This is a genomic window from Vibrio sp. V30_P3S12P165 (assembly GCF_009904905.1).
In the GTDB taxonomy this organism is placed as follows: Bacteria; Pseudomonadota; Gammaproteobacteria; order Enterobacterales; family Vibrionaceae; genus Vibrio; species Vibrio fujianensis.
The window spans coordinates 76,330-97,637 of record NZ_WXWH01000006.1; the positions used below are offsets into that span (position 1 = coordinate 76,330).

A 21,308-nucleotide genomic window follows, 5' to 3' on the forward strand; every position below is an offset into this window, starting at 1 on the left:
GATATGATCGAAAAAGCGAGCACACAACTCGCCTTTAAGTCCTTCATTGTAAAATTATTTATCGCGTAAATGCTGTGCGGCTTGAGCTTGATCTTCTAATATCCACTCAGCAACTTGCTTTGCAAAGTAAGTCAAAATACCATCAGCACCAGCACGTTTGAAGCAAAGCAGTGATTCCATCACCGTTTCTCGCTCTTTTAACCAACCATTATCAATGGCGGCTTTATGCATTGCGTATTCGCCAGAAACTTGGTAAGCGAATGTTGGCACTTGCAGCTCGGTTTTTACACGCCGAACGACATCCAAGTAGGGCATTCCCGGTTTAACCATTACCATATCTGCCCCTTCACTAATGTCCATCGCCACTTCATGCAAAGCTTCGTCACTATTCGCTGGATCCATCTGGTAATTTTTCTTGTTACCAGCTTTCAAATTATTAGCCGAACCAACGGCATCACGAAATGGTCCATAATAAGAAGAAGCGTATTTCGCTGAATAGGCCATAATTTGCGTATGAATGTACCCAGCTTCTTCTAACGCCTGCCGAATTTTGCCAATCCGACCATCCATCATATCGGATGGCGCGACAACATCAGCACCCGCTTGCGCATGTGATAACGCTTGTTTGACTAACACTTCCGTCGTTTCGTCATTGAGGACATAACCTATCTCATCTATGATGCCATCTTGTCCATGAGTGGTGAAAGGATCTAATGCTACATCAGTAATCACTCCCAGTTGTGGGACATGCTCTTTCAAGACTTTCACCGCTCGCTGCACCAAGCCATCTGGATTATAAGCTTCTGCGGCGTCGAGACTTTTTGCATCCTGTGTCACCACAGGAAAAAGAGCAATGGCAGGAATACCCAATTTGGCTAAGTATTGCGCTTCTTCGAGCAGTAAATCGATGGAAAAGCGTTCAACACCAGGCATGGACTCAACTGGCTCACGACGATCTTTTCCCATAAGCACAAACATCGGATAAATCAAATCATTGACCGACAACTGATGCTCTGCCACTAAACGACGACTGAAATCATGTTTACGTACACGACGTAAACGACGCCCAGGAAACTGACCTTGAATAGATACTGACACTCGACTCTCCTTATTGATGGCTCACTTACCCACAAGAAACCATGATAGCGAGCATTATTGGAAATATTAACCCGATCATATCACTCTGATGATTGCGCGCTAGGATCTATCGATGAAAATACAAAAATGATCTCTTGCTTATGCTCACGTATACTATCAAGCCTGATTTAAATCTAACTCACTAAATGAAGGCTCTATGATTGATACCCATGCCCATATCTACGCCAACGAATTTGATCATGATCGAGAGTTAGTCATCCAACGCGCACTTGAACAAGGAATTGAGCAGATACTAATGCCAAATATTGATCTCGATTCAATTGCTCCGATGCTCGCGACGGAGGATGCCTACCCCACGCTATGCCGCTCAATGATGGGGTTGCATCCTTGTTATGTTAATCAAGAGGTTACACAGACCTTAGCCACAATTGAACGATGGTTAAGCCAGCGAGCGTTTATCGCGGTAGGAGAAATCGGCATCGATCTCTACTGGGATAAAACCTATCGGATCGAGCAGGAAATGGCCTTTATTACTCAATTAAACTGGGCGAAAAGTCTTAACCTTCCGGTGGTGATTCATACTCGTGATTCCATTGAAGAAACGTTAACGCTTCTTAAACAAGAACAAAACGGTCAATTGCGTGGCGTTTTTCATTGCTTTGGCGGAACGAAAGAGCAAGCACAAGCGATCAATGCGCTCGGTTTTCATCTTGGTTTAGGTGGCGTCAGTACCTTTAAAAATGGTGGCATGGATAAGGTTATCCCACACTTAGATCTCGATTATGTGATTCTAGAAACAGACTGCCCTTACCTCGCACCTGTTCCACATCGAGGAAAGCGCAACGAACCCGCTTACACCCGCTTGGTTGCCGAGCGTATTGCCGAATTACGCTCAATAGAATTATCAGAAGTAGATCGTGTGACGACAAACAACGCAAAACAACTCTTTAATTTGTAATCATACCCGTTAATTTGTAGTCATACCTGCAACGCCCACTTGGCCGGATTAAAAAACCAAACAATATCAACACGCCGATTTGTTCGCCTTTGTTATTGCGTTTCTTGCTCTTCATCTTGTCCTCGTTGACCGTAGAAGCGCGCAAAAAATAGCCCAACCTCAAATAGCAAACACATCGGAATAGCCAGCAAGGTTTGCGAAATTATATCCGGTGGCGTAAGTAACATCCCCACCACAAATGCAGCAACCACAATATACGGGCGTTTGGCGGCTAACGCTTTGGGCGTTGTCGCCCCTGTCCAGCACAAGAGAATAATCGCCACTGGCACTTCAAAAGCGATACCAAAGGCTAAAAATAAGGCGAGTACGAAATCTAAATAACTGGCAATGTCAGTGGCAAACTCAACACCACCAAGAGAAATGGCAGTAAAAAAGCCAAACACCAGCGGAAACACCACAAAATAGGCAAATGCGACGCCACAATAAAACAGCAGAGAGCTAGACATCAGTAACGGAAAAATGAGTCGTCGTTCATGTTTATATAGACCTGGTGCCACAAAAGCCCATACCTGATAAAGAATGTAAGGCACAGACAAAAACACCGCGGCAATTAATGTCAATTTAAGTGGGGTAAAAAAAGGAGATGCCACATCGGTCGCAATCATCGTTGCCCCTTCGGGTAAGCGTTCAACCAAAGGGCGAGAAACAAATTCATAGATATGATTAGAAAAATAAATTAAACCGATAAAGACTAAAATTACCGCAGCAATACTGCGTAACAATCGATCGCGCAATTCCAACAAATGGCTAATTAACGGCTGAGTCTGTTCGACGGATGACATGGAAACCTCAACAAGCGTTGAAAAAAGAGTGGTAGTTTCAGGCCACCACTCTTTTATAAATACAAATATCTGAATTAATCGGTGTGGTGTTTCGGCACTTTTTCGGCAGATTGAGCCGAACGGGGTGACGACGGCTGTGCCGGATCCCCCTCACTGGCCGATGAATCAGAACCAGCGCCAGTCTTTGCCGAGGCTCTATCCGCTGAAGCGTAAGGACGTTGCACCTCCTGTGCTGCCTGTTTTAGCTTATCCACTGATTCTTGCAATTCTGGTGATAAGTTTTTCATCCCGAGTTGCTCAGCTTTACGTAAATGTTCTTGCAACTCTTGAACTTTAAGCTCATGGGCTAGCTCATCTTTTACGCTATTGGCCATCCCCTTCGCCGCAGCAATAAATTTAGTCACACTACGAATCGCATGAGGTAAACGCTCCGGACCAAGCACCACCAGTGCCACCACCGAAATTAATATCAGTTCCCAAAAACCGATATCAAACACGATTTATGCCTGCTCTTTGTCTTTTTGAGACTCGCTTGAGTGCTCAGTTTTCTTCTGCTGTAAATTTTTTGATTCAAAATCAGCATCTTGCTCTGGCTTACTTGCTTCATCTTCAGCCATGGCTTTTTTAAAGCCCTTTACCGCACTACCAAGATCACTGCCGATGCCACGTAGTTTTTTCGTACCAAATAACAAAACGACAATCACGGCAATAATAAGAAGTTGCCAAATACTAATACCACCCATGCTTTTTACCTCGGGTTATATGTTACACAATGATTGATTATAAAAATAATCTGCTTTATCGACGGTAAGCCCGCCAACTTAACCACCAACTTATCGCTCCAACAAAAACGGTGCCTGCTGCAAGCGGTGGAGAATGGCTAAATAATAGTGCTGAGCATACGATGAAAGTTGCGCCAACACCAAATAAAAACTGCCCAGTCGACTGTTGTCGTTTCGAAGCTCGATAGCCTTGATAAAGCTCTTCGACCCGTATGTTCAAGTTTTTCCCTTGCTTTAAACTCTCATAGAGAAGCTCTGGGAGTTCTGGTAATTTTTCAGCCCATAATGGTGCTTTTTCTTTTACCGCATTGATCACCGCTTGCGGACCAACTTGCTGCATCATCCATTTTTCTAAAAACGGCTTCGCTGTTTGCCATAAATCTAATTGGGGGTAAAGCTGACGACCTAACCCTTCAACGTACAATAATGTTTTTTGTAATAAAACCAACTGGGGCTGAACTTCCATTTCGAATCGCCTTGCGGTATTAAACAGGTTGAGCAACACATGACCAAATGAAATTTCACATAAAGGTTTGGCAAAAATCGGTTCACAAACAATACGAATCGCCACTTCAAACTCATCAATGTTTGTATCGTGCGGAACCCAGCCAGAATCGACATGCAATTGAGCGACTTTACGGTAATCACGATTAAAAAAAGCTAAAAAGTTTTCCGCTAAATAACGCTTATCCTCCGCATTGAGTGTGCCAACGATACCACAGTCTAATCCAATCCATTGTGGATTTTCTGGATGCAGAGGGTTAACAAAAACATTGCCAGGATGCATATCTGCGTGGAAAAAACTGTCTCGGAAAACTTGAGTAAAGAAAACGCTAACGCCACGCTCTGCTAGCAATTTCATGTTAGTTCCGTTGGCGTGTAATGTTTCTAAATCTGAAACTTGAATGCCATATATTCGCTCAGAAACCATCACCGTTTGATTACTAAAATCGGTAATCACTTCAGGAACATAGAGTTCTTCACTCTGCTCAAAATTACGCCTTAACTGGATAGCATTTGCCGCTTCACGACGAAGGTCTAATTCATCGAGCAAGGTTTTCTCATATTCACGCACCACTTCCACAGGCTTTAAACGACGAGATTCTTCTGTCGCTTTGGCGATGATCCGAGCCAAGCGGTACATGAGTTTGATATCTGCATTAATCACAGGGCGAATGTCAGGACGAATCACCTTCAATACAATGTCCCGCCCATTCGACTTCAGTTTTGCCGTATGTACTTGCGCTATCGAAGCTGAGGCCAAGGGTTGAATATCAAAATCATCAAACCAAGTTTCAAGTGGCCCACCCAGTGCCTGTTCCATCTGCTGTTTGGCTAACTTACCATCAAACGGAGCAACTTTATCTTGCAGTAATGCCAATTGATCCGCGATATGGGGAGGAAAGAGATCGCGACGCGTCGACATCATCTGACCAAATTTTATCCACACCGGCCCAAGCTCTTGTAGCGCAAGGCGCAACCGTTCGCCAAGCGGTTTATCACTATGTTGGTTGCGGATCCAAAAAAGAGATTGACGAGCTAAAATAGGGGCTTTGGTTAACCGATGTTCAGGTAGTAGTTCATCTAAACCATATTCGAGCTGTACTTTAATGATGCGATATAAACGTTTTAGTTCTGCAAGAGTCATACTTTTTCCAGTAACTGATTCAGTTTTACTTCCACTCGCGCAGCTTGACTTTTGACGTCATCAACTTGATCACAAAAATAAGCGACTTCTAGCGGCGGAGGAGCAAGACGCCACTCTTCGGTTAACACTTGAGCCCAACGATGTTGTTGCTTATCGAGACAGTTCTTCGCTAATCGAGCCATATTTTTAGCCCCTTGCACAACTGTGTGTGCAACGACATCCCCCGTCATCCGCGACAACCACTCTTCTAAATCCGGCTGACTCTGTTCAATCAATTGAGCAAACTTTTGCGCGAGTTGCATATCGCCTTGTAAAATTAAACGATCTTGTTTAATTAGCTGGGTTATGTTGGCTTGCTCACGTAATTCAGGTAACACGGAAATTTGTACGGATAAAAAACAATCGGCTTGGCCTTCATACTGCGCTAACACATCGATTTGTTGGCTAAAAATAAAAGTAAAGGTCTGATTCAGCTCTTTGATATGCACCTGAATGACCTTACCTTTTAAACGAGCCAATCGACGCGCTGAATCGGGAGTATCCTGAATAAAGGTATTAAGCGCTGTTTCCATGACCGCAGTAATCAGTGGCTGAATCGGCATAAGTGCCCCTTAAAATTTATAACCACGATGAAGAGCAACAATTCCACCAGTTAAATTATAGTAACTGGTTTGTTCAAATCCTGCCTCTTCCATCATCCCTTTTAGCGTTTCTTGATCTGGATGCATACGAATGGATTCTGCTAAATAGCGGTAGCTATCGGCATCATTGGCAATTAATCGCCCCATTTTAGGTAAAATGTGGAAAGAATAGGCATCATAAATTTTAGATAGTGGATCTAAAACTGGTTTGGAAAATTCCAAGACTAACAGACGGCCTCCTGGCTTTAAAACCCGAAACATAGACCGTAAGGCTTTATCTTTATCTGTGACATTGCGCAGGCAGAAACTGATCGTAATACAGTCAAAATAGTGATCAGGAAAAGGCAGTTCTTCTGCATTGGCTTGTACATAATGAACATTGCCAATCACGCCTCGATCGCGCAGCTTATCGCGTCCAACATTGAGCATGGAATTATTGATATCCGCTAAGATAACATGCCCTTTATCACCAACTATTCGGGAAAATTTAGCGGTGAGATCGCCGGTACCACCACCTAAATCAAGAATACGTTGCCCCGGACGAGCCCCAGCACAATCAATGGTGAATCGCTTCCATAGTCGATGAATCCCCCCCGACATTAAATCGTTCATCATGTCGTATTTCGCAGCCACTGAATGAAAAACCTGAGCCACTTTGGTGACTTTTTCATCCTTAGCAACGGTCGTAAACCCAAAATGGGTGGTTTCTTGATCTTCTATTACAAGGTTTGCTTGCGCACTGATATCCGTCATTCTCTTTCCTCTTAGGCAGCTATACACCAAAAACTGCAACTGCTGGCGCTTAGTTTACTTTATCTTCAACGGGATGTCTTTCTACTAAAGGGGCAAATTCTGTCTCCTGCTCAAGCTGTGACTTTTCTATCCATTCACTGGCGATTGAACGTTTGACTTCAACACCTAACTGCTTAAAGCTTTCAGCCTGACGGATCGCATTACCTCGACCTGTGGCTAATTTATTCATTGCTGATTGATAGTTTTGGTTCGCACGATCCAATGCTCCGCCTAGCCCTTGCATATCTTCAACAAATAAACGTAGTTTGTCGTATAACTTGCTCGCTCGTTCAGCAATCACTTGGGCATTTTGGTTTTGCCTTTCATTACGCCATAGATTATCAATGGTACGTAATGCAACCAATAAAGTAGTTGGGCTGACTAGAATAATATTTTGTTCCATCGCCTCTTTAACTAAACTGGGATCCGCTTGAATCGCGACCTGAAAAGCAGGTTCAACGGGGATAAACATTAAGACATAGTCTAAACTTTGTAACCCTTTAAGCTGGTGGTAATCTTTTTGACCTAACCCTTTAATATGATTTCTTAAAGCCAGTAAATGATCCCGTAAAGCTGCGTCTCGCTCTTGATCTGTTTCTGCATGAAAATAACGCTCATAAGCGACCAAGGCCATTTTTGAGTCAATCACTACCTGTTTGTCATGAGGTAAGTGAACAATCACATCGGGCTGATACCGTTTACCCGCTTCATTTTGTAAGCTAACTTGAGTTTGATATTCGTGCCCTTCACGTAACCCAGATTCAGCCAATACTCGCGCAAGCACGACTTCTCCCCAGTTCCCTTGCTGCTTATTATCCCCTTTCAGCGCTTGAGTTAAGTTCAGCGCCTCTTTGGCCATCTGTTCATTTAAGCGCTGCAAATTACGTAATTCATGAACTAAGGTATGACGCTCTTTGGCTTCCTGATTAAAACTATCATTAACCTGTTTTTTAAAGCCTTCCAACTGCTGTTTAAGTGGCGAAAGCAAACCTTCTAAACTCTGTTTGTTTTGCACATCCACTTTGGCAGTTTTATGCTCAAACACTTGATTTGCAAGCTGCTCAAACTGCTGCTTTAATCGCTCTTCTGCCCGTTCTAATAACTGTAATTTATCTTGACTGGCCGCCAGCTGTTGCTCATGTCTTGCCTGCTGCTCATGCAGTTGCACTTCAAGTTGCGTTTTCAAATCACGCATCTGGTTGAGTTGCTCAGCATACTGCTGACGCTCTTGCTTAATGGCTTCGAAATAGCGCAACTTTTCCATCACCGCCATCACTTTGCCATGCGCTTGTTTTAATTCGAATTCGGCTTTATCTCGTTGTTGGTCTAGCTCATCCAGCTCTTGTTGGGCTTGCTGCAATGAGTGTTGTAATTGTGCGGTTTGTTGGGCATGCCAATGCGTTTCACTGGTTAATTGCTGCTGGAGTAATTCAACCTGTAGCCGCATTTTTTGCTTCATCCAGCCCGCTATCGTGACACCAGAAACTCCAGCAGCGGCTAACATGCCCATAAGAAGGGAGGAGTGTTCAATCATCCATTGCATAGTCAAAGATTCGTTGCTAATAATCATAACTAAAAAGAGTATGTTTATACTGGATAAATGTCCAGTTATTGAAAGCAATGACTCACATTATCATCGGCTGTTTTCGAGAAGGTCTCGGCGCTAGCAATATATCGAAACCACTGATAAGCACACTCACGCCCACTGCCCTGCCACAAAACCACTCGACCAGGCCCATTGGAAATTATAGCCACCGAGCCAACCTGTCACATCCATCACTTCACCGACAAAAAATAAACCCGGGACAGTTTTGCATTCCATGGTTTTCGATGACAGAACCTCAGTATCAACGCCACCACGTGTCACTTCAGCAGTACGATAACCTTCTGTACCATTGGGTATAAGAGTCCATTGCTCAAGCGCTTCTCCCACGCTCAACAGCGCTTTAGTGGAAAACTGTTTCAGCGGTTTATCGACAAAGAGCTGGCGCTCTAGCAACACCTCCACTAACCGTTTTGGTAATACCCGAGCTAAAGTGGTTTTCAGGGTTTGATTGGGGTGATGCTCGCGCGCACTCATCAGCCATGCTTCGAGGTCTGTATCAGGTAACAAATTAATCGTAATCGCTTGACCCGGTTGCCAATAAGACGAAATTTGCAACACCGCAGGCCCAGATAAACCACGATGCGTAAATAACAGTGCTTCTTTAAAACTTTTGCCACATTGAGCTTGAATCTCAACCGGTACCGCTATACCGGAAAGTTCCGCTAAGGCTTCTTTATCTGCGACATGCAAAGTAAAAGGCACCAATCCCGCACAGGTCGGTAACACCGGTAATGAAAATTGCTCTGCAATTTTATAGCCAAAGGGGGTCGCCCCAAGTTTGGGCATTGAAAGCCCCCCCGTTGCGACAACCAGCGATTGACACGCCACTTCGCCTTGAGAAGTCTTAAGAAAAAAGCCCGATTCAGTTTTAGTGATCTGTTGAATATCAACTTGATAACGCTGATGGAGGTTGGGTTGGGAGCATTCTGCCAATAACAGGTTAACAATCTCTTTAGCTGAACCCAGACAAAACAATTGGCCATGTTCACGCTCTTCGAAGGCAATGCCATATTGATTGACCAGAGCGATAAAGTCCCAGTTGGTGTATTGCGATAAGGCAGACTTAACAAAATGGGGATTTCGACATAGATAATTGGCCGCAGAGATATTGTAATTGGTGAAATTACAGCGCCCTCCACCTGAGATCAAAATTTTCCGGCCCGGTTTTTTCGCGTGATCAACGAGTAAAACTCGACGCCCACGCTTAGCCGCTTGTGCTGCGCACATTAAACCTGCAGCACCGGCTCCAATTATCACAACGTCTACATTTTCATTCATGACCGATACTCACTGCAATAAAAAAGGATGTGCAACCAGCACATCCTTACTCACTAGGCTCAATATTCTAACGATAAATGCTTATATTGCCAATCGACCTTTCAAAGCAAAAAGGCCACGAGAGAGGTCAATACAAGCAAAGCACAGCAAAGGACAAACAGCTCTCTTACGCGAGAGCACTTACCAGTAAAGATAGGATCATGGTGATGATGATATTCTTTACTCTTCAAATAATGATAAAGGCGAACTTGTTTGGTGACATTAGCATGGGTAGTAAAAAATCCCCCTCCATCCACTTGCTGGTAAAGCAATGGATGAGCTTCGCGCATGATATAGATAAGCGAACGAAGTGCGGTTAGATACCGAACAATATTAATGCCCGTCACCACCATAAGTGCTAAAAGAATCGTATCTCCACTGATCATCTTTTCCTCCCTACATCCTTGGTAAGTCTGCCCAGAGAAAAAGACACAGCTATTCATTTGTCTTTTTGCTGAGGTTACTCAGCGGGGGCATCCATTACTGAAGATGAGCCTGCTTTTGCCAATGCCGCTAGATCTTTATCAATGAAGAACAACGCTTTTCCATCTTCACCGACCAGTTCTAGCTTGTCTAAAATCCCTTTAAACAACTTCTCTTCTTCATGCTGCTCAGCAACATACCATTGAAGGAAGTTAAAGGTTGAGTAATCTTGTGATGTAAAAGCCACATGAGCGAGTTTATTAATTTGTTGAGTAATCATCTGCTCATGCTCATACGTTTCACGAAATACTTCACCTAAGCTTGCAAAATCGTGCTTTGGTGCAGCGATAGAACCAATAAGAGGTAAGGCACCGGTTTCGCTCACATAGGTAAATAAACGCTGCATATGCTGCATTTCTTCTACGGCATGAGCACGTAGAAACTCGGCCGCACCTTCAAATCCTTTATCTTCACACCAAGCACTCATTTGTAAGTATAGATTGGATGAAAAAAATTCAAGATTAATTTGATCATTCAATTGATCAATCATTGCAGGTGATAACATTTGTGACTCCAGTGATTAAGACAGCTTATGATAACTATATCATGCTATTTCGTTATTGTTATCCCCAAACAATGATTGTTATCCCCAAGCCACGGATAGCTCTCACCATCCCATGAGCATAGACAGGCGATATGATTGGGGTGAACGAACCTAGCCCCCCTGCGGCTTCAAGTTGGAAGGGTATAGATGCGAAGTAAGACATGCTCTTCACCTTCGATATGAGATCATGCTGGCAAAAAAACGGAGCTTGACATGTTAATCTGTCGTCAGTCATCGATAAGGAGATAGTATGATGAGTTATCAACATATTTTAGTTGCAGTCGACCTCTCTGAAGAGAGCAAGATTTTAATCGATAGAGCAGTAGCGCTCGCCAAACCACTCAATGCAGAACTCTCTTTTATTCATATTGATGTGAATTATGCAGAATTGTACACCGGTCTTATTGATATCAATTTGGCTGAAACCCAGCACCATTCTATGGAAAATTCACAAAAACAATTACAAGAGCTAGCAGATTACGCTAACTACCCGATTCACCACACACTGGTCGGTAGCGGTGACCTAAGTAACGAGCTGTGCGAAACCATTAATGAGTTTAATATTGATCTTGTTGTCTGTGGGCATCATCAAGATTTTTGGAGTAAGATTCTCTCCTCCACGCGTCAATTGATTAATTGCTCACCCGTCGATATGTTGGTTGTACCACTCAACGACTGACGATAGGCAAAAAGTCAGCTAGACTGCTGAAAGTTCTCATTCATGTACCAGTATTATGATTTACTTATCTGCAGTTACTCTACTATGGGCTTTTTCCTTCAGCCTGATCGGCGTTTATCTCGCAGGTCAGGTTGATGCTTGGTTTGCGGTTTGGATGCGAGTCGCTCTTGCTTGCGTGGTCTTTTTGCCTTTTCTACAGGTTAAGCAAGTTCCTAAGGCGTTAATGGCCAAACTCATGGCCATTGGCGGTATTCAATTAGGGTTGATGTATTGCTTCTACTACCAATCTTTTTTACTGTTATCGGTTCCTGAAGTTTTACTGTTTACCGTACTCACTCCTATTTATGTCACCTTATTGTACGATCTCCTGAGAGGGCATTTCTCACCCTGGTACTTAGTGACGGCCAGCATTGCTGTGATCGGTGCAATATGGATCAAGTTTGCTGGGATTAACGAGCATTTTTTTCTTGGCTTTATGGTTGTTCAAGGAGCAAACCTTTGCTTTGCTATCGGTCAAGTCGGCTATAAATACGTGATGGAAAAAGAACCTATCGAACTTCCTCAACATGCATTATTTGGTTATTTTTATCTTGGTGCTTTTTTGGTTGCCAGCATCGCATTCCTGTTGTTAGGCAATCCCCAGCAGTTACCAAACAACTCATTACAATGGGGGATATTAATCTATCTCGGGCTAATTGCTTCAGGATTGGGTTATTTTGCTTGGAATAAAGGCGCTTGCCAAGTTAATGCAGGGGCGTTAGCCATTATGAACAATGCGCTGGTTCCCGCAGGGTTAGTGATCAATATCGTCATCTGGAATCGAGATGTGGATTTGCTGCGGTTATCTGTGGGAGGAGGGATTATCTTACTTTCACTCTGGCTCAATGAAACATGGGTTAAACGACAGGTTGCACGAAGCTATCGACATAAAACACATCGTCAACCCTAAACGGTAAAATATTAGTGGAACTGAGTGAGAGAGATCTCGTCGTTAAGCGGCAGTAACTTGAGTTCGGTAAACTTACCTTGTAATGCTTGCTGCTTTTTCATTAACTTATGCTGTTTTTTAAGCACTTTTGCCAGTTTTTTCTGGTATTTTTTCTGCTTCTTTAGCGTTTTTTTAGTTAAAACCGATACCGATGTTTGCGAACCTAACGTGGTCGAAAGTAGTGGTTGAGTGAGTCGATCATTTTTTGCTATCTGCAATGACTGAGGTTTACATAAAAGGCTCTTATCGACAGCACTGCGCGCACATGCGCCGCAAATATAGCTTGGCTGCATCACTAATTGCTGTATCTCGCCCATTGATGTACGAATATCGTGACGATTAAGCTTGCATAAACGTTTAACCATAATAAACACAACCAAAAATAACAATAAGAATGATTCTTAGTTAGATATATATCAAGCGGTGTAGAATAGCAAGCAAGATTTCAGTCACTCATTCGATGTCTCGTGTATTGATATCCGTCATTGCGGCTATCACGTAGACATCAAAACGATTCTTTTTCGTCTCAATAACCATGCTGGGCTTTTGTTCTGCCAGCCACGGAGCATAATCAGGCCTTTTTACCACCACCCGCTTACTAGCAAGCTGTAAAGCGGGAGTAAGTAGCGCATCAGCGTCACTATCCGCTCCAACTAATGATTGAAATACCCGCATCTCTTTTTTCACTAACGCGCTTTTCTTCTTGTTCTCTGGGTGCGGATACATGGGATCGAGATAGACAACATCTGGCTGACAGAAACTCACATCATCGGCTAGCTTTTGTAGCGCATCATGGCTCGATGCGTGTAATAAATTCACCCGTTCACTGACCCATGGGCCAATGTCTCTATCTTGTTTGGCTCGTTGCAAACCATCCTCCAACAGCGCCGCGACCACAGGATGACGCTCAACCATTTGCACTCGACATCCTAAGGACGCCAACACAAACGCATCACGCCCTAGACCAGCCGTTGCGTCTAATACCGTCGGTAACCTTCCTTTATTAAGCCCTGCCGCCTTCGCTATCGCCTGCCCTTTACCGCCACCAAATTTGCGCCGATGAGCGACTGCACCACTCACCCAGTCGACATAGATGGCACCTAATTTGGGCTCATCCACTTTACGTAGCTCTAGCCGCTCAGCGGTCAATACCAAAGCAAACTGGCTGTTTTGGCAATGCGTTAATCGCCAATGCTGGGCAATAAGTGTCAGTTGTTCAGCTCGTTCAGGAGCTTCACATAGTAACTGTAACTGCAAAGGAGGCACTCCAAAGAGAGAAAAAATCAGCCCTAGTGTAGCGAATTTTCCTGATCACAGCGATATTTTCACGCTGTTGATAACGCGTATCCTTAATTCAAACGGATGTTAATTCTACCTAAACGATGGCTTGGCAGGCTGGGGAAATCATGTTATCTAATGATCATTACACTTAGTTTCGCGCTTTAATCGCGTATTGCTCAGGATCAACCATGCAAGCAGCCCCAACCAAATTAGACAATCTGGATCGCGCCATTTTAAAAATATTAATGGATGATGCCCGAACCCCTTATGCTGAAATGGCCAAACAATTTAATGTCAGCCCTGCGACGATCCATGTTCGAATTGAGAAAATGAAAGCGGCCGACATTATCCAGCGTACCGAAGTTGTAGTAAATACAAAAAAGCTAGGCTATGACGTCTGCTGTTTTATTGGGATCAATCTCAATGCCGCGCGAGACTATCATTCGGCACTGGCGAAACTTAACGCACTGGAAGAAGTGGTTGAGGCTTATTACACCACCGGTGCATACAATATTTTTGTTAAGTTGATGTGTAAATCAATTGAAGAATTACAGCACGTATTAATTGATAAATTGCAAGCAATCGACGAAGTACAATCCACTGAAACCCTGATTTCTCTACAAAACCCCATCAATCGCAACGTAAACCCATAACACAGCAAACCGCAAATAAATGGTGATAGCACTATCTAGCTAGATTAGCGGCCTAATTACTTATTGAGGAATTTTAGTAGGTCTTCAGCGGAAATACCTTGCGCGACAAGTTCTTGAGCCATTTGTTCAACCTGTTCATGTTTACGAGACTCAATCACTTGTTGAAATTGATAAACGAGATCACGCAAAACTGGGACAGGAACTTGTTTGGCGGCGCTACGAATACGTTCACTACTTTGGTTGCCCAGTTCATTAAGTAACTTGCCAAACATCACCTTCTCTGGAGACTCATCAAGCTGTTCCCAAATGCGAGCCATTTCATAAGTGGTCATAGACATCGTATCGTAATTCCAAAATATCATGCAAAAATATAAGAGTGGACAATATACACGCCTTAAAACGATTAGAAAATAGCTAACAGAGCCTATTTTATGAGGAATGTAACGCCCATTGATGCCAGCGACGACCGGCTTTAGAAAAGAGAATAATCAATCCGGGGGCCAATAGCCACATATGTAAAGCGATCAGCATTTGTGGCTCAAGATTAAATCGTTGCAGTGAACCGACTAATAAGCCGGATCCACTCATTTGGAACAGACCTAGCAATGCTGCAGCGGTTCCTGCTTTATCACCAAATGGAGCCAGTGCTTTCCCCGCCGCCGCACCCAATATCCAAGCAAAGCCAACAGAGGATAAAAAAATCGGTACCATAAAAGCGAATGCTGTTTGTATGTGAGCAAGCACTATCATTAAAGTACCAGATATAATTAAAGTTATAATACCCAGAACTAATATTCGGTGAGTTCCCACCTTTTCCATAACACGAGGGGCAGAGAGACAAGCCACTATATTAACCAACGCATTCAATCCGAACCAAAATGTAAATTGATTCATGGTGAGCCCTAACCGCTCCATTAATACCAAAGGTGCTGAGGTTACATAAGCCAAAATAACAGCCATTGCGAACAAACATAATGACGCATGAAATAAAAAGGAAGGCGTTTTCAGCACTGCCCAATAACGAGACAATTTAAATACCGCTTGCTTTTCTGTACTTGGATTGGTTTCTTGCATGCATAGCAACATCAGCAATCCCACTGTGACGGCAAAACCTGCCATAAAGCTAAAATTTGCTCGCCAGCCAAACTGTTGTGTTAGCCAACTACCAAGAATAGGTGCTAAAGCGGGGATAAAGCAGATGGCTCCATTTAAGTAACTGATCATTTTACCACTGCGTTCTGGGCCAAAAAGATCGCGAACTGTTGCAAAGGCTGCTACCGATGTTGCACATGCACCTAAGCCTTGTAGCAGACGAGCCATCAGCATCCATTCAATATTTTGTGCGCTCCACGCCAATAAAGCGCTCAATGCATAGATGCCTATCCCTCCTAATGCAACAGTTCGACGTCCAAGTTTGTCAGCTAATGGGCCAGAGAACAGTTGTCCAACCCCCATAGCAAACAAAAACCAAGTAATCGTATCTTGTGCTAACGCATGTTCCACGTGAAACGATTGAGCAATCATCGGAAGTGCAGGGAGATAAATATCAATCGCTAATGGACTAAATAAAACCAACAAAATCAGCAAGCCCATTTGCTGTTGACGACTAACCTGCTTATTCACTTTCACTCATTTGACCCATTTTTATTTCTACGTTATATCGACGAAAGTGATCATAGCGCTATCTTGATATGAGTAAAAATGGCATATAATCATGGCTATTATTCCTAATAGGAAAAACAGCATGAATAATATAGAGAAGCTCGCACGCATTGATCTCAATCTATTGGTGTGCCTAAAAGTTCTTAGTGAAGAACTCAGTGTCACCCGAACGGCTCAGCGACTCTGTTTAAGTCAATCTGCAGTAAGTAAATCACTCGCGAAGCTGCGCGAACAATTTTCTGACCCTTTATTCATCCGTAGTTCTCATGGATTAAGAGCCACCCCAAAACTGTTATTTCTCAAACCTAAACTCGATATCTTGGTTAATCAGTTAGCGCTTATTATTCAGCCTGAACAGTTTTCTCCTCAATCAAGCGAATACCGCTTTCATATCGCTGCCGTAGAAAGTGTCTATCCATTAATTTTACCGCATTTTTTACCCGCAATTTTTAGCCAAGGCCCCAATCTTAGTATCAGTACCCACGCTTGGAATGAACACACCTTCAAAAAAATACAGTTGGGCGAAATCGACTTAGGGATCACCGGAAAAGATATTGATATCCATGATGCCAAACTGACCATGCAGCCGCCAAGCGATATTTGTGATCAAGAGGTTTATCGTGACACACAAATGTGTGTGGTACGGAAAAATCATCCGGTACTTTGCCACGAATGGAACTTAGAGAACTACCTCGCATTACGCCATGTTCAAGTTCGATGTGATGGTAACGATCGCTGGTTATTAGATTATCGGTTAGCCGATTTAGGTCATGAACGCGATATCGCCATTACAGTACCAGATTTTAATAGTGCAGCCAGCCTTTGTACTTACACTGATTTTGTCTTTACTGCGCCAAGCCACTTTACTCATTTAGTCGCTCACCAAATGGAATTAGTGGTGTTGCCACTACCACTGCAATTTCCACCAATGGCCTACACACTCTTTTGGCATCGAGACCGAGAAAATGATCCCGCCTTGACTTGGCTACGGCAGATCATTCAGCGTAAAACACTGCATTTACGTTGATTTAAACACCGATCCTAATCTAATAAGGAAAACAGCCATTATCTATTATTGCGCAGAAAGTTAACAGCCAGCAGCACCTATCCCCAAACAACTTAGCGTTGCAGGTAAGCGGCAAGTGAGTGACAAATTTATCTAGAACAAATTTAAACAGCCGTAGACTAGTCTTTTATGAGGGCCACCGATGCCTCTCATAATCCCCATGAGCATCGACAGGCTATGTGATTGTGATTGGGGTGAACGAACGTTGGTCACCCCCTGCAGCTTGAAGTAGAAAGGATATAAAAAGGCGGATATTTGCACGCCTCAAGGAAAAGGAGTAGCTTATAAAACCGCAACAAAGGACCGTTTACAAGGAAACCTCCATGTCACACCCCTATACACAACGCATGGCCAAGCTTCGTGATTGGTTAACTCAACACCATTTAGATGCCCTTATCGTCCCCCATGAGGATGAATACTTAGGTGAATATATTCCAGCGCATAATGAACGATTACAATGGCTAACTGGTTTTACAGGCTCTGCCGGTGCCGCTGTCGTGACAGCCGAACAAGCCGCTGTCTTTGTTGATGGACGCTATACCGTTCAAGTCACTAAACAAGTATCCAGTGAGTTATTTAGTTATCAACACCTCATTGAAGATCCTTATTTACACTGGTTACTCAATCACCTTCCTGCTGGTAGTAAAGTTGGCTATGACCCACGTATGCACCGAGCAAGTTGGCTGCAAGCTGCACAGCGAACCTTAGCCGGTCAATTACAACTGGTGGCACTGAGCGACAATCCAATAGACCAATTATGGCAAGATCGTCCAACTCCGGTTGTTTCCGAGATGCGTCTGATGAGTGACGACTATGTTGGCGTCAACAGCCAAACCAAACGGCAAGTCATTAGTAGTTTTTTGCGCGATAAAAAGGCCAACTGTGCCATCCTCACTGAACTTGATTCCATCTGCTGGTTACTCAATATCCGTGGGCTCGATGTCGCACGCCTGCCCGTGCTGCTTTCACATGCCATCATTTATGATGATGCTCGTGTCGATTTCTTCTTAGAGAGCGATCGAATTGTCGATGGGTTTGCTGAGCACGTTGGCCGCGGTGTCCACGTTTATCCGCCCGATCAACTTCAAGCTAAATTAGAAGCATTGGCAGGACAGCGAGTGATGATCGATCCTAGCACCAGTAATGCTTGGTTTACGCTTGTGCTGCAAAATATCGGCGCGGAATTGATTAACGAAGCGGATCCGTGCTTATTAAGTAAAGCAGCCAAAAACGCTACAGAAATAGCTGGCATGAAAGCATGTCATATTCGAGATGGTGTGGCGATGGCGAAATTTCTTTGTTGGTTAGACAACCAAGTCTCGGCCAAAAAATTTCATAACGAAGCACAGCTAGCAGAGAAATTACATGCGTTTCGAGCAGAAGACCCCACTCTAGTGGATCTCAGTTTTGACACTATCTCAGCGGCGGGTAGTAACGCTGCTATGTGCCACTACAACCATCAAAATCAACCCAAGCCCGGGCCGCTCAATGATAATAGCTTATACCTGGTTGATTCTGGCGGTCAGTATTTAGATGGCACCACGGATATCACTCGCACGATCGCCATCGGTGAACCGAGCGAAGAGATGAAGCGCCAATTTACTTTAGTCCTTAAAGGACACATCGCTTTAGCTCGTGCTCGTTTTCCGAAAGGCACTTGTGGTCACCAACTGGATGCGCTGGCTCGTCAATATTTATGGTCTGAAGGATACGATTACGATCATGGTACTGGGCACGGTGTCGGTCATTTTCTCAGTGTTCATGAAGGCCCGCAGCGGATCAGTAAAGTGTATAACCCTATTGCCCTGCGTCCTGGTATGGTGCTCTCCAATGAGCCGGGATATTATCGCGCAGAACAATTTGGCATTCGGATTGAAAACCTTGAATTGGTGGTGGAAGTAACAACGCAAGGTGATCAACCTATGCTTGGGTTTGAATCTCTCACTCGCTGCCCAATTGATACCCGAGCGATTGATATCAATCGCTTAACTAAACCTGAACTTGCTTGGTTAAATCAGTATCACCAACAAGTTTGGCAAGAGGTTGGTCCGCTAGTTACCGGAGAAGTGAAAGCATGGTTGGAAAAAGCGACACAACCCATTTCACATCACTAGTTTCAAAATCAGCCAACGAGTCACCGAGCGATAATCTGCAATGGAATGACTCGAAGTGAAACCGATATAAATAAAAACCGATATAAATAAAAATAGAGGTCGACGCCATTGCCTGTCGTCCCCTCTATTTTTTTCTCACATTTATCTATTATCTACTATCTACCGTATCTCTCGTCGATAACGTTTTACTCTCTGTGACGGAATGACTCTACGACGATGAAGATGAAATAGGCGATGAAGAAATAGATGATGCAGAGCCGTTTGTTTCACGTGAAACACCGGAATAGACCTCATGCCAATCATGCCACACCGCGGCTAATCCATTCGCTTTAATTGCTGATTCAACCTCGATAGCACTACGTTCATCACTGATCGCAAATTGTTCTAACTCAACCTTAGGGTCAGCATACCCTCCGGGCTGAGTTTTTGATGCCGCCGACATACTGGTAATACCCAATAATGCCGCATGATCACGAAACTTAGCCGATTCACGAGTGGAAAGAGAGAGTTCCACTTGCGGACTGAATAAGCGGAAAGCACAAATTAATTGGATTAACTGCTTATCGGACATAATCGATTTAGGCTGCAAACCTCCCGTACAGGGGCGTAAGCGAGGGAATGAAATCGAATAACGACTTTTCCAGTAAGTTTTCTCCAAGTAGTCGAGATGGGCCGCGACATAAAACGCATCGGTTCGCCAATCTTCTAACCCGATCAAGGCCCCTAAGCCAATTTTATCCATCCCCGCCTTGGCCAGTCGATCTGGCGTGGTTAAGCGAAACTCAAAGTCCATCTTCTTGCCACGCAAATGGTGCTCAGCGTAAGTCGAAGGATGATAGGTTTCTTGATACACCATGACCGCATCTAAACCGAGTGTTTTAAGTTCAGCATAGTCTTGCTGCTCTAACGGCTGCACTTCCATGGCCAAATAATGAAAATGAGGCTTGATGATCGGAAGCATTTGCCGGAAATAGTGCATGCCAACTTTGGTTTCATGCTCCCCCGTGACCAATAAAACACTATCAAACCGCATCGCCTTAATCGCTGCTATCTCTTGTGTTACTTCTTGTTTGTTTAACGTTTTACGTTTAATGCGATTTTCCATTGAAAATCCACAATAGGTACACGCGTTAGAACACAAATTCGAGAGATAAAGCGGCACATACAACGACATGGTATGACCAAAACGCTGACGTGTAGCCGCGTAAGAAAGTTGCGCCATCAGCTCTAGATAAGGCTCTGCCGCAGGAGAAATTAATGCCTGAAAATCGGCTAAGTTTCTGACCGATTTTGACAGTGCACGTTCAACATCTACACGGGTTTTACTCTGCACAGAGAGCTTGATGTCATCCCAATCCAGTTGGTTAAATCGTTCAATAAAGCTCATCATTCTTCATCCAAAAAAGCGGTGAATGGACTGGAAGCCACAGCCTGTAACTTTTGCCCAGCTACCCCAGCTTGATAGGCTAACCGCCCAGTCTCAACCGCTTGCTTAAACGCTTTTGCCATCAAGACGGGATTTGCCGCAGTAGCAATGGCCGTATTGACCAACACCGCATCTGCGCCCATTTCCATCGCTAATAGCGCATCCGAAGGCGCACCAATACCGGCATCAATAATGACCGGCACTTGCGCCTGCTCGATAATGATTTCCAAAAAGCGTTTGCTGATTAACCCTTGGTTACTGCCAATGGGAGCAGCAAGCGGCATTACCGCAGCGCACCCCACGTCTTCTAACCGTTTACAGAGCACGGGGTCAGCATGACAATACGGCAGCACAGTAAACCCCTGCTTAACCAGTTGCTCTGCTGCTTGCAGTGTTTCGATAGGATCGGGCATCAGATATTTAGCATCGGGATGAATTTCTAATTTCACCCAGTTGGTTTCCAAAGCTTCACGAGCCAGTTGCGCAGCATAAACCGCCTCGCGTGCAGTTTTTGCTCCTGAAGTATTGGGCAATAAATTGACCCCCGCCTGAATCAGCGGTGCAAGAATGTCATCTTCACGGCTTTTTAAATCAACCCTTTTTAATGCCATCGTCACCAGTTGTGATCCACTCGCTTGGATCGCTTGAGCCATAACATGGCTATTTGCAAACTTACCCGTACCAGTAAGTAAGCGAGATTGAAAGGTTTTTCCTGCGATGCTCAACAT

24 protein-coding genes are annotated in these 21,308 nt (G+C 44.0%); 6 read left to right on the forward strand and 18 right to left on the reverse strand.

The window, feature by feature from the left end; all coding sequences use genetic code 11:
- Window positions 1-54: 54 nt before the first annotated feature.
- Window positions 55-1,098, reverse strand: a complete 1,044-nt coding sequence (gene hemB / locus CAG57_RS01685; protein WP_161427257.1) for a porphobilinogen synthase — start codon at window positions 1,096-1,098, stop codon at window positions 55-57.
- A 196-nt stretch (window positions 1,099-1,294) separates the two neighbouring features.
- Between hemB and CAG57_RS01690 the strand changes: the two genes are divergently transcribed.
- The gene (locus CAG57_RS01690; protein ID WP_099610337.1) at window positions 1,295-2,056 is read left to right on the forward strand and encodes a TatD family hydrolase; all 762 of its coding nucleotides are present in this window, start codon (window positions 1,295-1,297) and stop codon (window positions 2,054-2,056) included.
- A gap of 92 nt (window positions 2,057-2,148) precedes the next feature.
- On the opposite strand, the gene tatC is transcribed toward CAG57_RS01690, so the two are convergent.
- From tatC to CAG57_RS01745, 11 genes are all read right to left on the reverse strand, one after another.
- The gene (tatC, locus tag CAG57_RS01695; RefSeq protein WP_099610336.1) at window positions 2,149-2,898 is read right to left on the reverse strand and encodes a twin-arginine translocase subunit TatC; all 750 of its coding nucleotides are present in this window, start codon (window positions 2,896-2,898) and stop codon (window positions 2,149-2,151) included.
- 74 nt (window positions 2,899-2,972) lie between these two features.
- A complete protein-coding gene (gene tatB, locus CAG57_RS01700) occupies window positions 2,973-3,395 on the reverse strand; it encodes a Sec-independent protein translocase protein TatB (protein WP_161427256.1) in 423 nt (140 codons plus the stop codon).
- 3 nt (window positions 3,396-3,398) lie between these two features.
- A complete protein-coding gene (tatA, locus tag CAG57_RS01705; RefSeq protein ID WP_099610334.1) occupies window positions 3,399-3,641 on the reverse strand; it encodes a Sec-independent protein translocase subunit TatA in 243 nt (80 codons plus the stop codon).
- A gap of 55 nt (window positions 3,642-3,696) precedes the next feature.
- The gene (gene ubiB / locus CAG57_RS01710) at window positions 3,697-5,328 is read right to left on the reverse strand and encodes a ubiquinone biosynthesis regulatory protein kinase UbiB (RefSeq protein WP_099610333.1); all 1,632 of its coding nucleotides are present in this window, start codon (window positions 5,326-5,328) and stop codon (window positions 3,697-3,699) included.
- Complete coding sequence (locus CAG57_RS01715) at window positions 5,325-5,930, reverse strand: ubiquinone biosynthesis accessory factor UbiJ (RefSeq protein WP_161427241.1); 606 nt, start codon at window positions 5,928-5,930, stop codon at window positions 5,325-5,327. Before CAG57_RS01715 ends, ubiB begins: the two co-directional genes overlap by 4 nt.
- Before the next feature lie 9 nt (window positions 5,931-5,939).
- The gene (gene ubiE, locus CAG57_RS01720) at window positions 5,940-6,722 is read right to left on the reverse strand and encodes a bifunctional demethylmenaquinone methyltransferase/2-methoxy-6-polyprenyl-1,4-benzoquinol methylase UbiE (RefSeq protein ID WP_099610332.1); all 783 of its coding nucleotides are present in this window, start codon (window positions 6,720-6,722) and stop codon (window positions 5,940-5,942) included.
- Between the two features lie 49 nt (window positions 6,723-6,771).
- On the reverse strand, window positions 6,772-8,304 hold the full coding sequence (rmuC, locus tag CAG57_RS01725) for a DNA recombination protein RmuC (protein ID WP_099610331.1): 1,533 nt from the start codon (window positions 8,302-8,304) through the stop codon (window positions 6,772-6,774).
- A gap of 153 nt (window positions 8,305-8,457) precedes the next feature.
- Window positions 8,458-9,645, reverse strand: coding sequence for an NAD(P)/FAD-dependent oxidoreductase (locus CAG57_RS01730; RefSeq protein ID WP_161427240.1), 1,188 nt, complete (start codon window positions 9,643-9,645; stop codon window positions 8,458-8,460).
- Window positions 9,646-9,746: 101 nt separating this feature from the next.
- On the reverse strand, window positions 9,747-10,070 hold the full coding sequence (gene uspB, locus CAG57_RS01735) for a universal stress protein UspB (RefSeq protein WP_161427239.1): 324 nt from the start codon (window positions 10,068-10,070) through the stop codon (window positions 9,747-9,749).
- 74 nt (window positions 10,071-10,144) lie between these two features.
- Complete coding sequence (ftnA, locus tag CAG57_RS01740) at window positions 10,145-10,672, reverse strand: non-heme ferritin (RefSeq protein WP_099610328.1); 528 nt, start codon at window positions 10,670-10,672, stop codon at window positions 10,145-10,147.
- A 58-nt stretch (window positions 10,673-10,730) separates the two neighbouring features.
- The gene (locus tag CAG57_RS01745; RefSeq protein WP_157928675.1) at window positions 10,731-10,874 is read right to left on the reverse strand and encodes a hypothetical protein; all 144 of its coding nucleotides are present in this window, start codon (window positions 10,872-10,874) and stop codon (window positions 10,731-10,733) included.
- Window positions 10,875-10,964: 90 nt separating this feature from the next.
- Between CAG57_RS01745 and uspA the strand changes: the two genes are divergently transcribed.
- Both uspA and CAG57_RS01755 read left to right on the forward strand, forming a co-directional pair.
- Complete coding sequence (uspA, locus tag CAG57_RS01750) at window positions 10,965-11,390, forward strand: universal stress protein UspA (RefSeq protein ID WP_099610391.1); 426 nt, start codon at window positions 10,965-10,967, stop codon at window positions 11,388-11,390.
- 55 nt (window positions 11,391-11,445) lie between these two features.
- Window positions 11,446-12,339: a carboxylate/amino acid/amine transporter gene (locus tag CAG57_RS01755; protein WP_099610327.1), complete on the forward strand. Its 894-nt coding sequence runs from the start codon at window positions 11,446-11,448 to the stop codon at window positions 12,337-12,339.
- An 11-nt stretch (window positions 12,340-12,350) separates the two neighbouring features.
- On the opposite strand, the gene CAG57_RS01760 is transcribed toward CAG57_RS01755, so the two are convergent.
- Together CAG57_RS01760 and CAG57_RS01765 are read right to left on the reverse strand one after the other, a co-directional pair.
- Entirely contained in the window at window positions 12,351-12,743 is a 393-nt protein-coding gene (locus tag CAG57_RS01760; RefSeq protein WP_099610390.1) for a hypothetical protein, read from the reverse strand.
- Window positions 12,744-12,831: 88 nt separating this feature from the next.
- Entirely contained in the window at window positions 12,832-13,635 is an 804-nt protein-coding gene (locus CAG57_RS01765) for a class I SAM-dependent methyltransferase (RefSeq protein ID WP_161427238.1), read from the reverse strand.
- A gap of 212 nt (window positions 13,636-13,847) precedes the next feature.
- Between CAG57_RS01765 and asnC the strand changes: the two genes are divergently transcribed.
- Complete coding sequence (asnC, locus tag CAG57_RS01770; RefSeq protein ID WP_099610325.1) at window positions 13,848-14,312, forward strand: transcriptional regulator AsnC; 465 nt, start codon at window positions 13,848-13,850, stop codon at window positions 14,310-14,312.
- 56 nt (window positions 14,313-14,368) lie between these two features.
- On the opposite strand, the gene tsrA is transcribed toward asnC, so the two are convergent.
- A complete protein-coding gene (gene tsrA, locus CAG57_RS01775) occupies window positions 14,369-14,650 on the reverse strand; it encodes an H-NS-like global regulator TsrA (protein ID WP_099610324.1) in 282 nt (93 codons plus the stop codon).
- 91 nt (window positions 14,651-14,741) lie between these two features.
- Entirely contained in the window at window positions 14,742-15,935 is a 1,194-nt protein-coding gene (locus CAG57_RS01780) for a multidrug effflux MFS transporter (protein WP_443083773.1), read from the reverse strand.
- A 121-nt stretch (window positions 15,936-16,056) separates the two neighbouring features.
- Here CAG57_RS01780 and CAG57_RS01785 point away from each other — a divergent pair, with 121 nt between their 5' ends.
- Window positions 16,057-17,001: a LysR family transcriptional regulator gene (locus tag CAG57_RS01785; RefSeq protein ID WP_245868453.1), complete on the forward strand. Its 945-nt coding sequence runs from the start codon at window positions 16,057-16,059 to the stop codon at window positions 16,999-17,001.
- A 362-nt stretch (window positions 17,002-17,363) separates the two neighbouring features.
- Window positions 17,364-19,154, forward strand: a complete 1,791-nt coding sequence (locus tag CAG57_RS01790) for an aminopeptidase P family protein (protein ID WP_161427146.1) — start codon at window positions 17,364-17,366, stop codon at window positions 19,152-19,154.
- A 208-nt stretch (window positions 19,155-19,362) separates the two neighbouring features.
- Here the strand turns inward: CAG57_RS01790 and thiH are convergent, their stop codons facing one another.
- Both thiH and CAG57_RS01800 read right to left on the reverse strand, forming a co-directional pair.
- Complete coding sequence (gene thiH, locus CAG57_RS01795; protein ID WP_161427153.1) at window positions 19,363-20,541, reverse strand: 2-iminoacetate synthase ThiH; 1,179 nt, start codon at window positions 20,539-20,541, stop codon at window positions 19,363-19,365.
- Entirely contained in the window at window positions 20,541-21,308 is a 768-nt protein-coding gene (locus tag CAG57_RS01800) for a thiazole synthase (RefSeq protein ID WP_161427147.1), read from the reverse strand. The genes thiH and CAG57_RS01800 overlap by 1 nt, the downstream gene beginning before the upstream one ends.

What these genes read in the sequence shown, in the direction of transcription:
- rmuC (WP_099610331.1), bottom strand. Translation starts at nt 8,304, where the DNA reads ATGCAATGGATGATTGAACACTCCTCCCTTCTTATGGGCATGTTAGCC.
- tatC (WP_099610336.1), bottom strand. Translation starts at nt 2,898, where the DNA reads ATGTCATCCGTCGAACAGACTCAGCCGTTAATTAGCCATTTGTTGGAA.
- CAG57_RS01730 (WP_161427240.1), bottom strand. Translation starts at nt 9,645, where the DNA reads ATGAATGAAAATGTAGACGTTGTGATAATTGGAGCCGGTGCTGCAGGT.
- uspA (WP_099610391.1), top strand. Translation starts at nt 10,965, where the DNA reads ATGAGTTATCAACATATTTTAGTTGCAGTCGACCTCTCTGAAGAGAGC.
- CAG57_RS01690 (WP_099610337.1), top strand. Translation starts at nt 1,295, where the DNA reads ATGATTGATACCCATGCCCATATCTACGCCAACGAATTTGATCATGAT.
- ftnA (WP_099610328.1), bottom strand. Translation starts at nt 10,672, where the DNA reads ATGTTATCACCTGCAATGATTGATCAATTGAATGATCAAATTAATCTT.
- CAG57_RS01760 (WP_099610390.1), bottom strand. Translation starts at nt 12,743, where the DNA reads ATGGTTAAACGTTTATGCAAGCTTAATCGTCACGATATTCGTACATCA.
- CAG57_RS01785 (WP_245868453.1), top strand. Translation starts at nt 16,057, where the DNA reads ATGAATAATATAGAGAAGCTCGCACGCATTGATCTCAATCTATTGGTG.
- ubiE (WP_099610332.1), bottom strand. Translation starts at nt 6,722, where the DNA reads ATGACGGATATCAGTGCGCAAGCAAACCTTGTAATAGAAGATCAAGAA.
- uspB (WP_161427239.1), bottom strand. Translation starts at nt 10,070, where the DNA reads ATGATCAGTGGAGATACGATTCTTTTAGCACTTATGGTGGTGACGGGC.
- ubiB (WP_099610333.1), bottom strand. Translation starts at nt 5,328, where the DNA reads ATGACTCTTGCAGAACTAAAACGTTTATATCGCATCATTAAAGTACAG.
- thiH (WP_161427153.1), bottom strand. Translation starts at nt 20,541, where the DNA reads ATGAGCTTTATTGAACGATTTAACCAACTGGATTGGGATGACATCAAG.
- CAG57_RS01800 (WP_161427147.1), bottom strand. Translation starts at nt 21,308, where the DNA reads ATGTTGAGCATCGCAGGAAAAACCTTTCAATCTCGCTTACTTACTGGT.
- asnC (WP_099610325.1), top strand. Translation starts at nt 13,848, where the DNA reads ATGCAAGCAGCCCCAACCAAATTAGACAATCTGGATCGCGCCATTTTA.
- CAG57_RS01755 (WP_099610327.1), top strand. Translation starts at nt 11,446, where the DNA reads ATGATTTACTTATCTGCAGTTACTCTACTATGGGCTTTTTCCTTCAGC.
- tatA (WP_099610334.1), bottom strand. Translation starts at nt 3,641, where the DNA reads ATGGGTGGTATTAGTATTTGGCAACTTCTTATTATTGCCGTGATTGTC.
- CAG57_RS01715 (WP_161427241.1), bottom strand. Translation starts at nt 5,930, where the DNA reads ATGCCGATTCAGCCACTGATTACTGCGGTCATGGAAACAGCGCTTAAT.
- CAG57_RS01790 (WP_161427146.1), top strand. Translation starts at nt 17,364, where the DNA reads ATGTCACACCCCTATACACAACGCATGGCCAAGCTTCGTGATTGGTTA.
- tsrA (WP_099610324.1), bottom strand. Translation starts at nt 14,650, where the DNA reads ATGTCTATGACCACTTATGAAATGGCTCGCATTTGGGAACAGCTTGAT.
- CAG57_RS01745 (WP_157928675.1), bottom strand. Translation starts at nt 10,874, where the DNA reads ATGTCTTACTTCGCATCTATACCCTTCCAACTTGAAGCCGCAGGGGGG.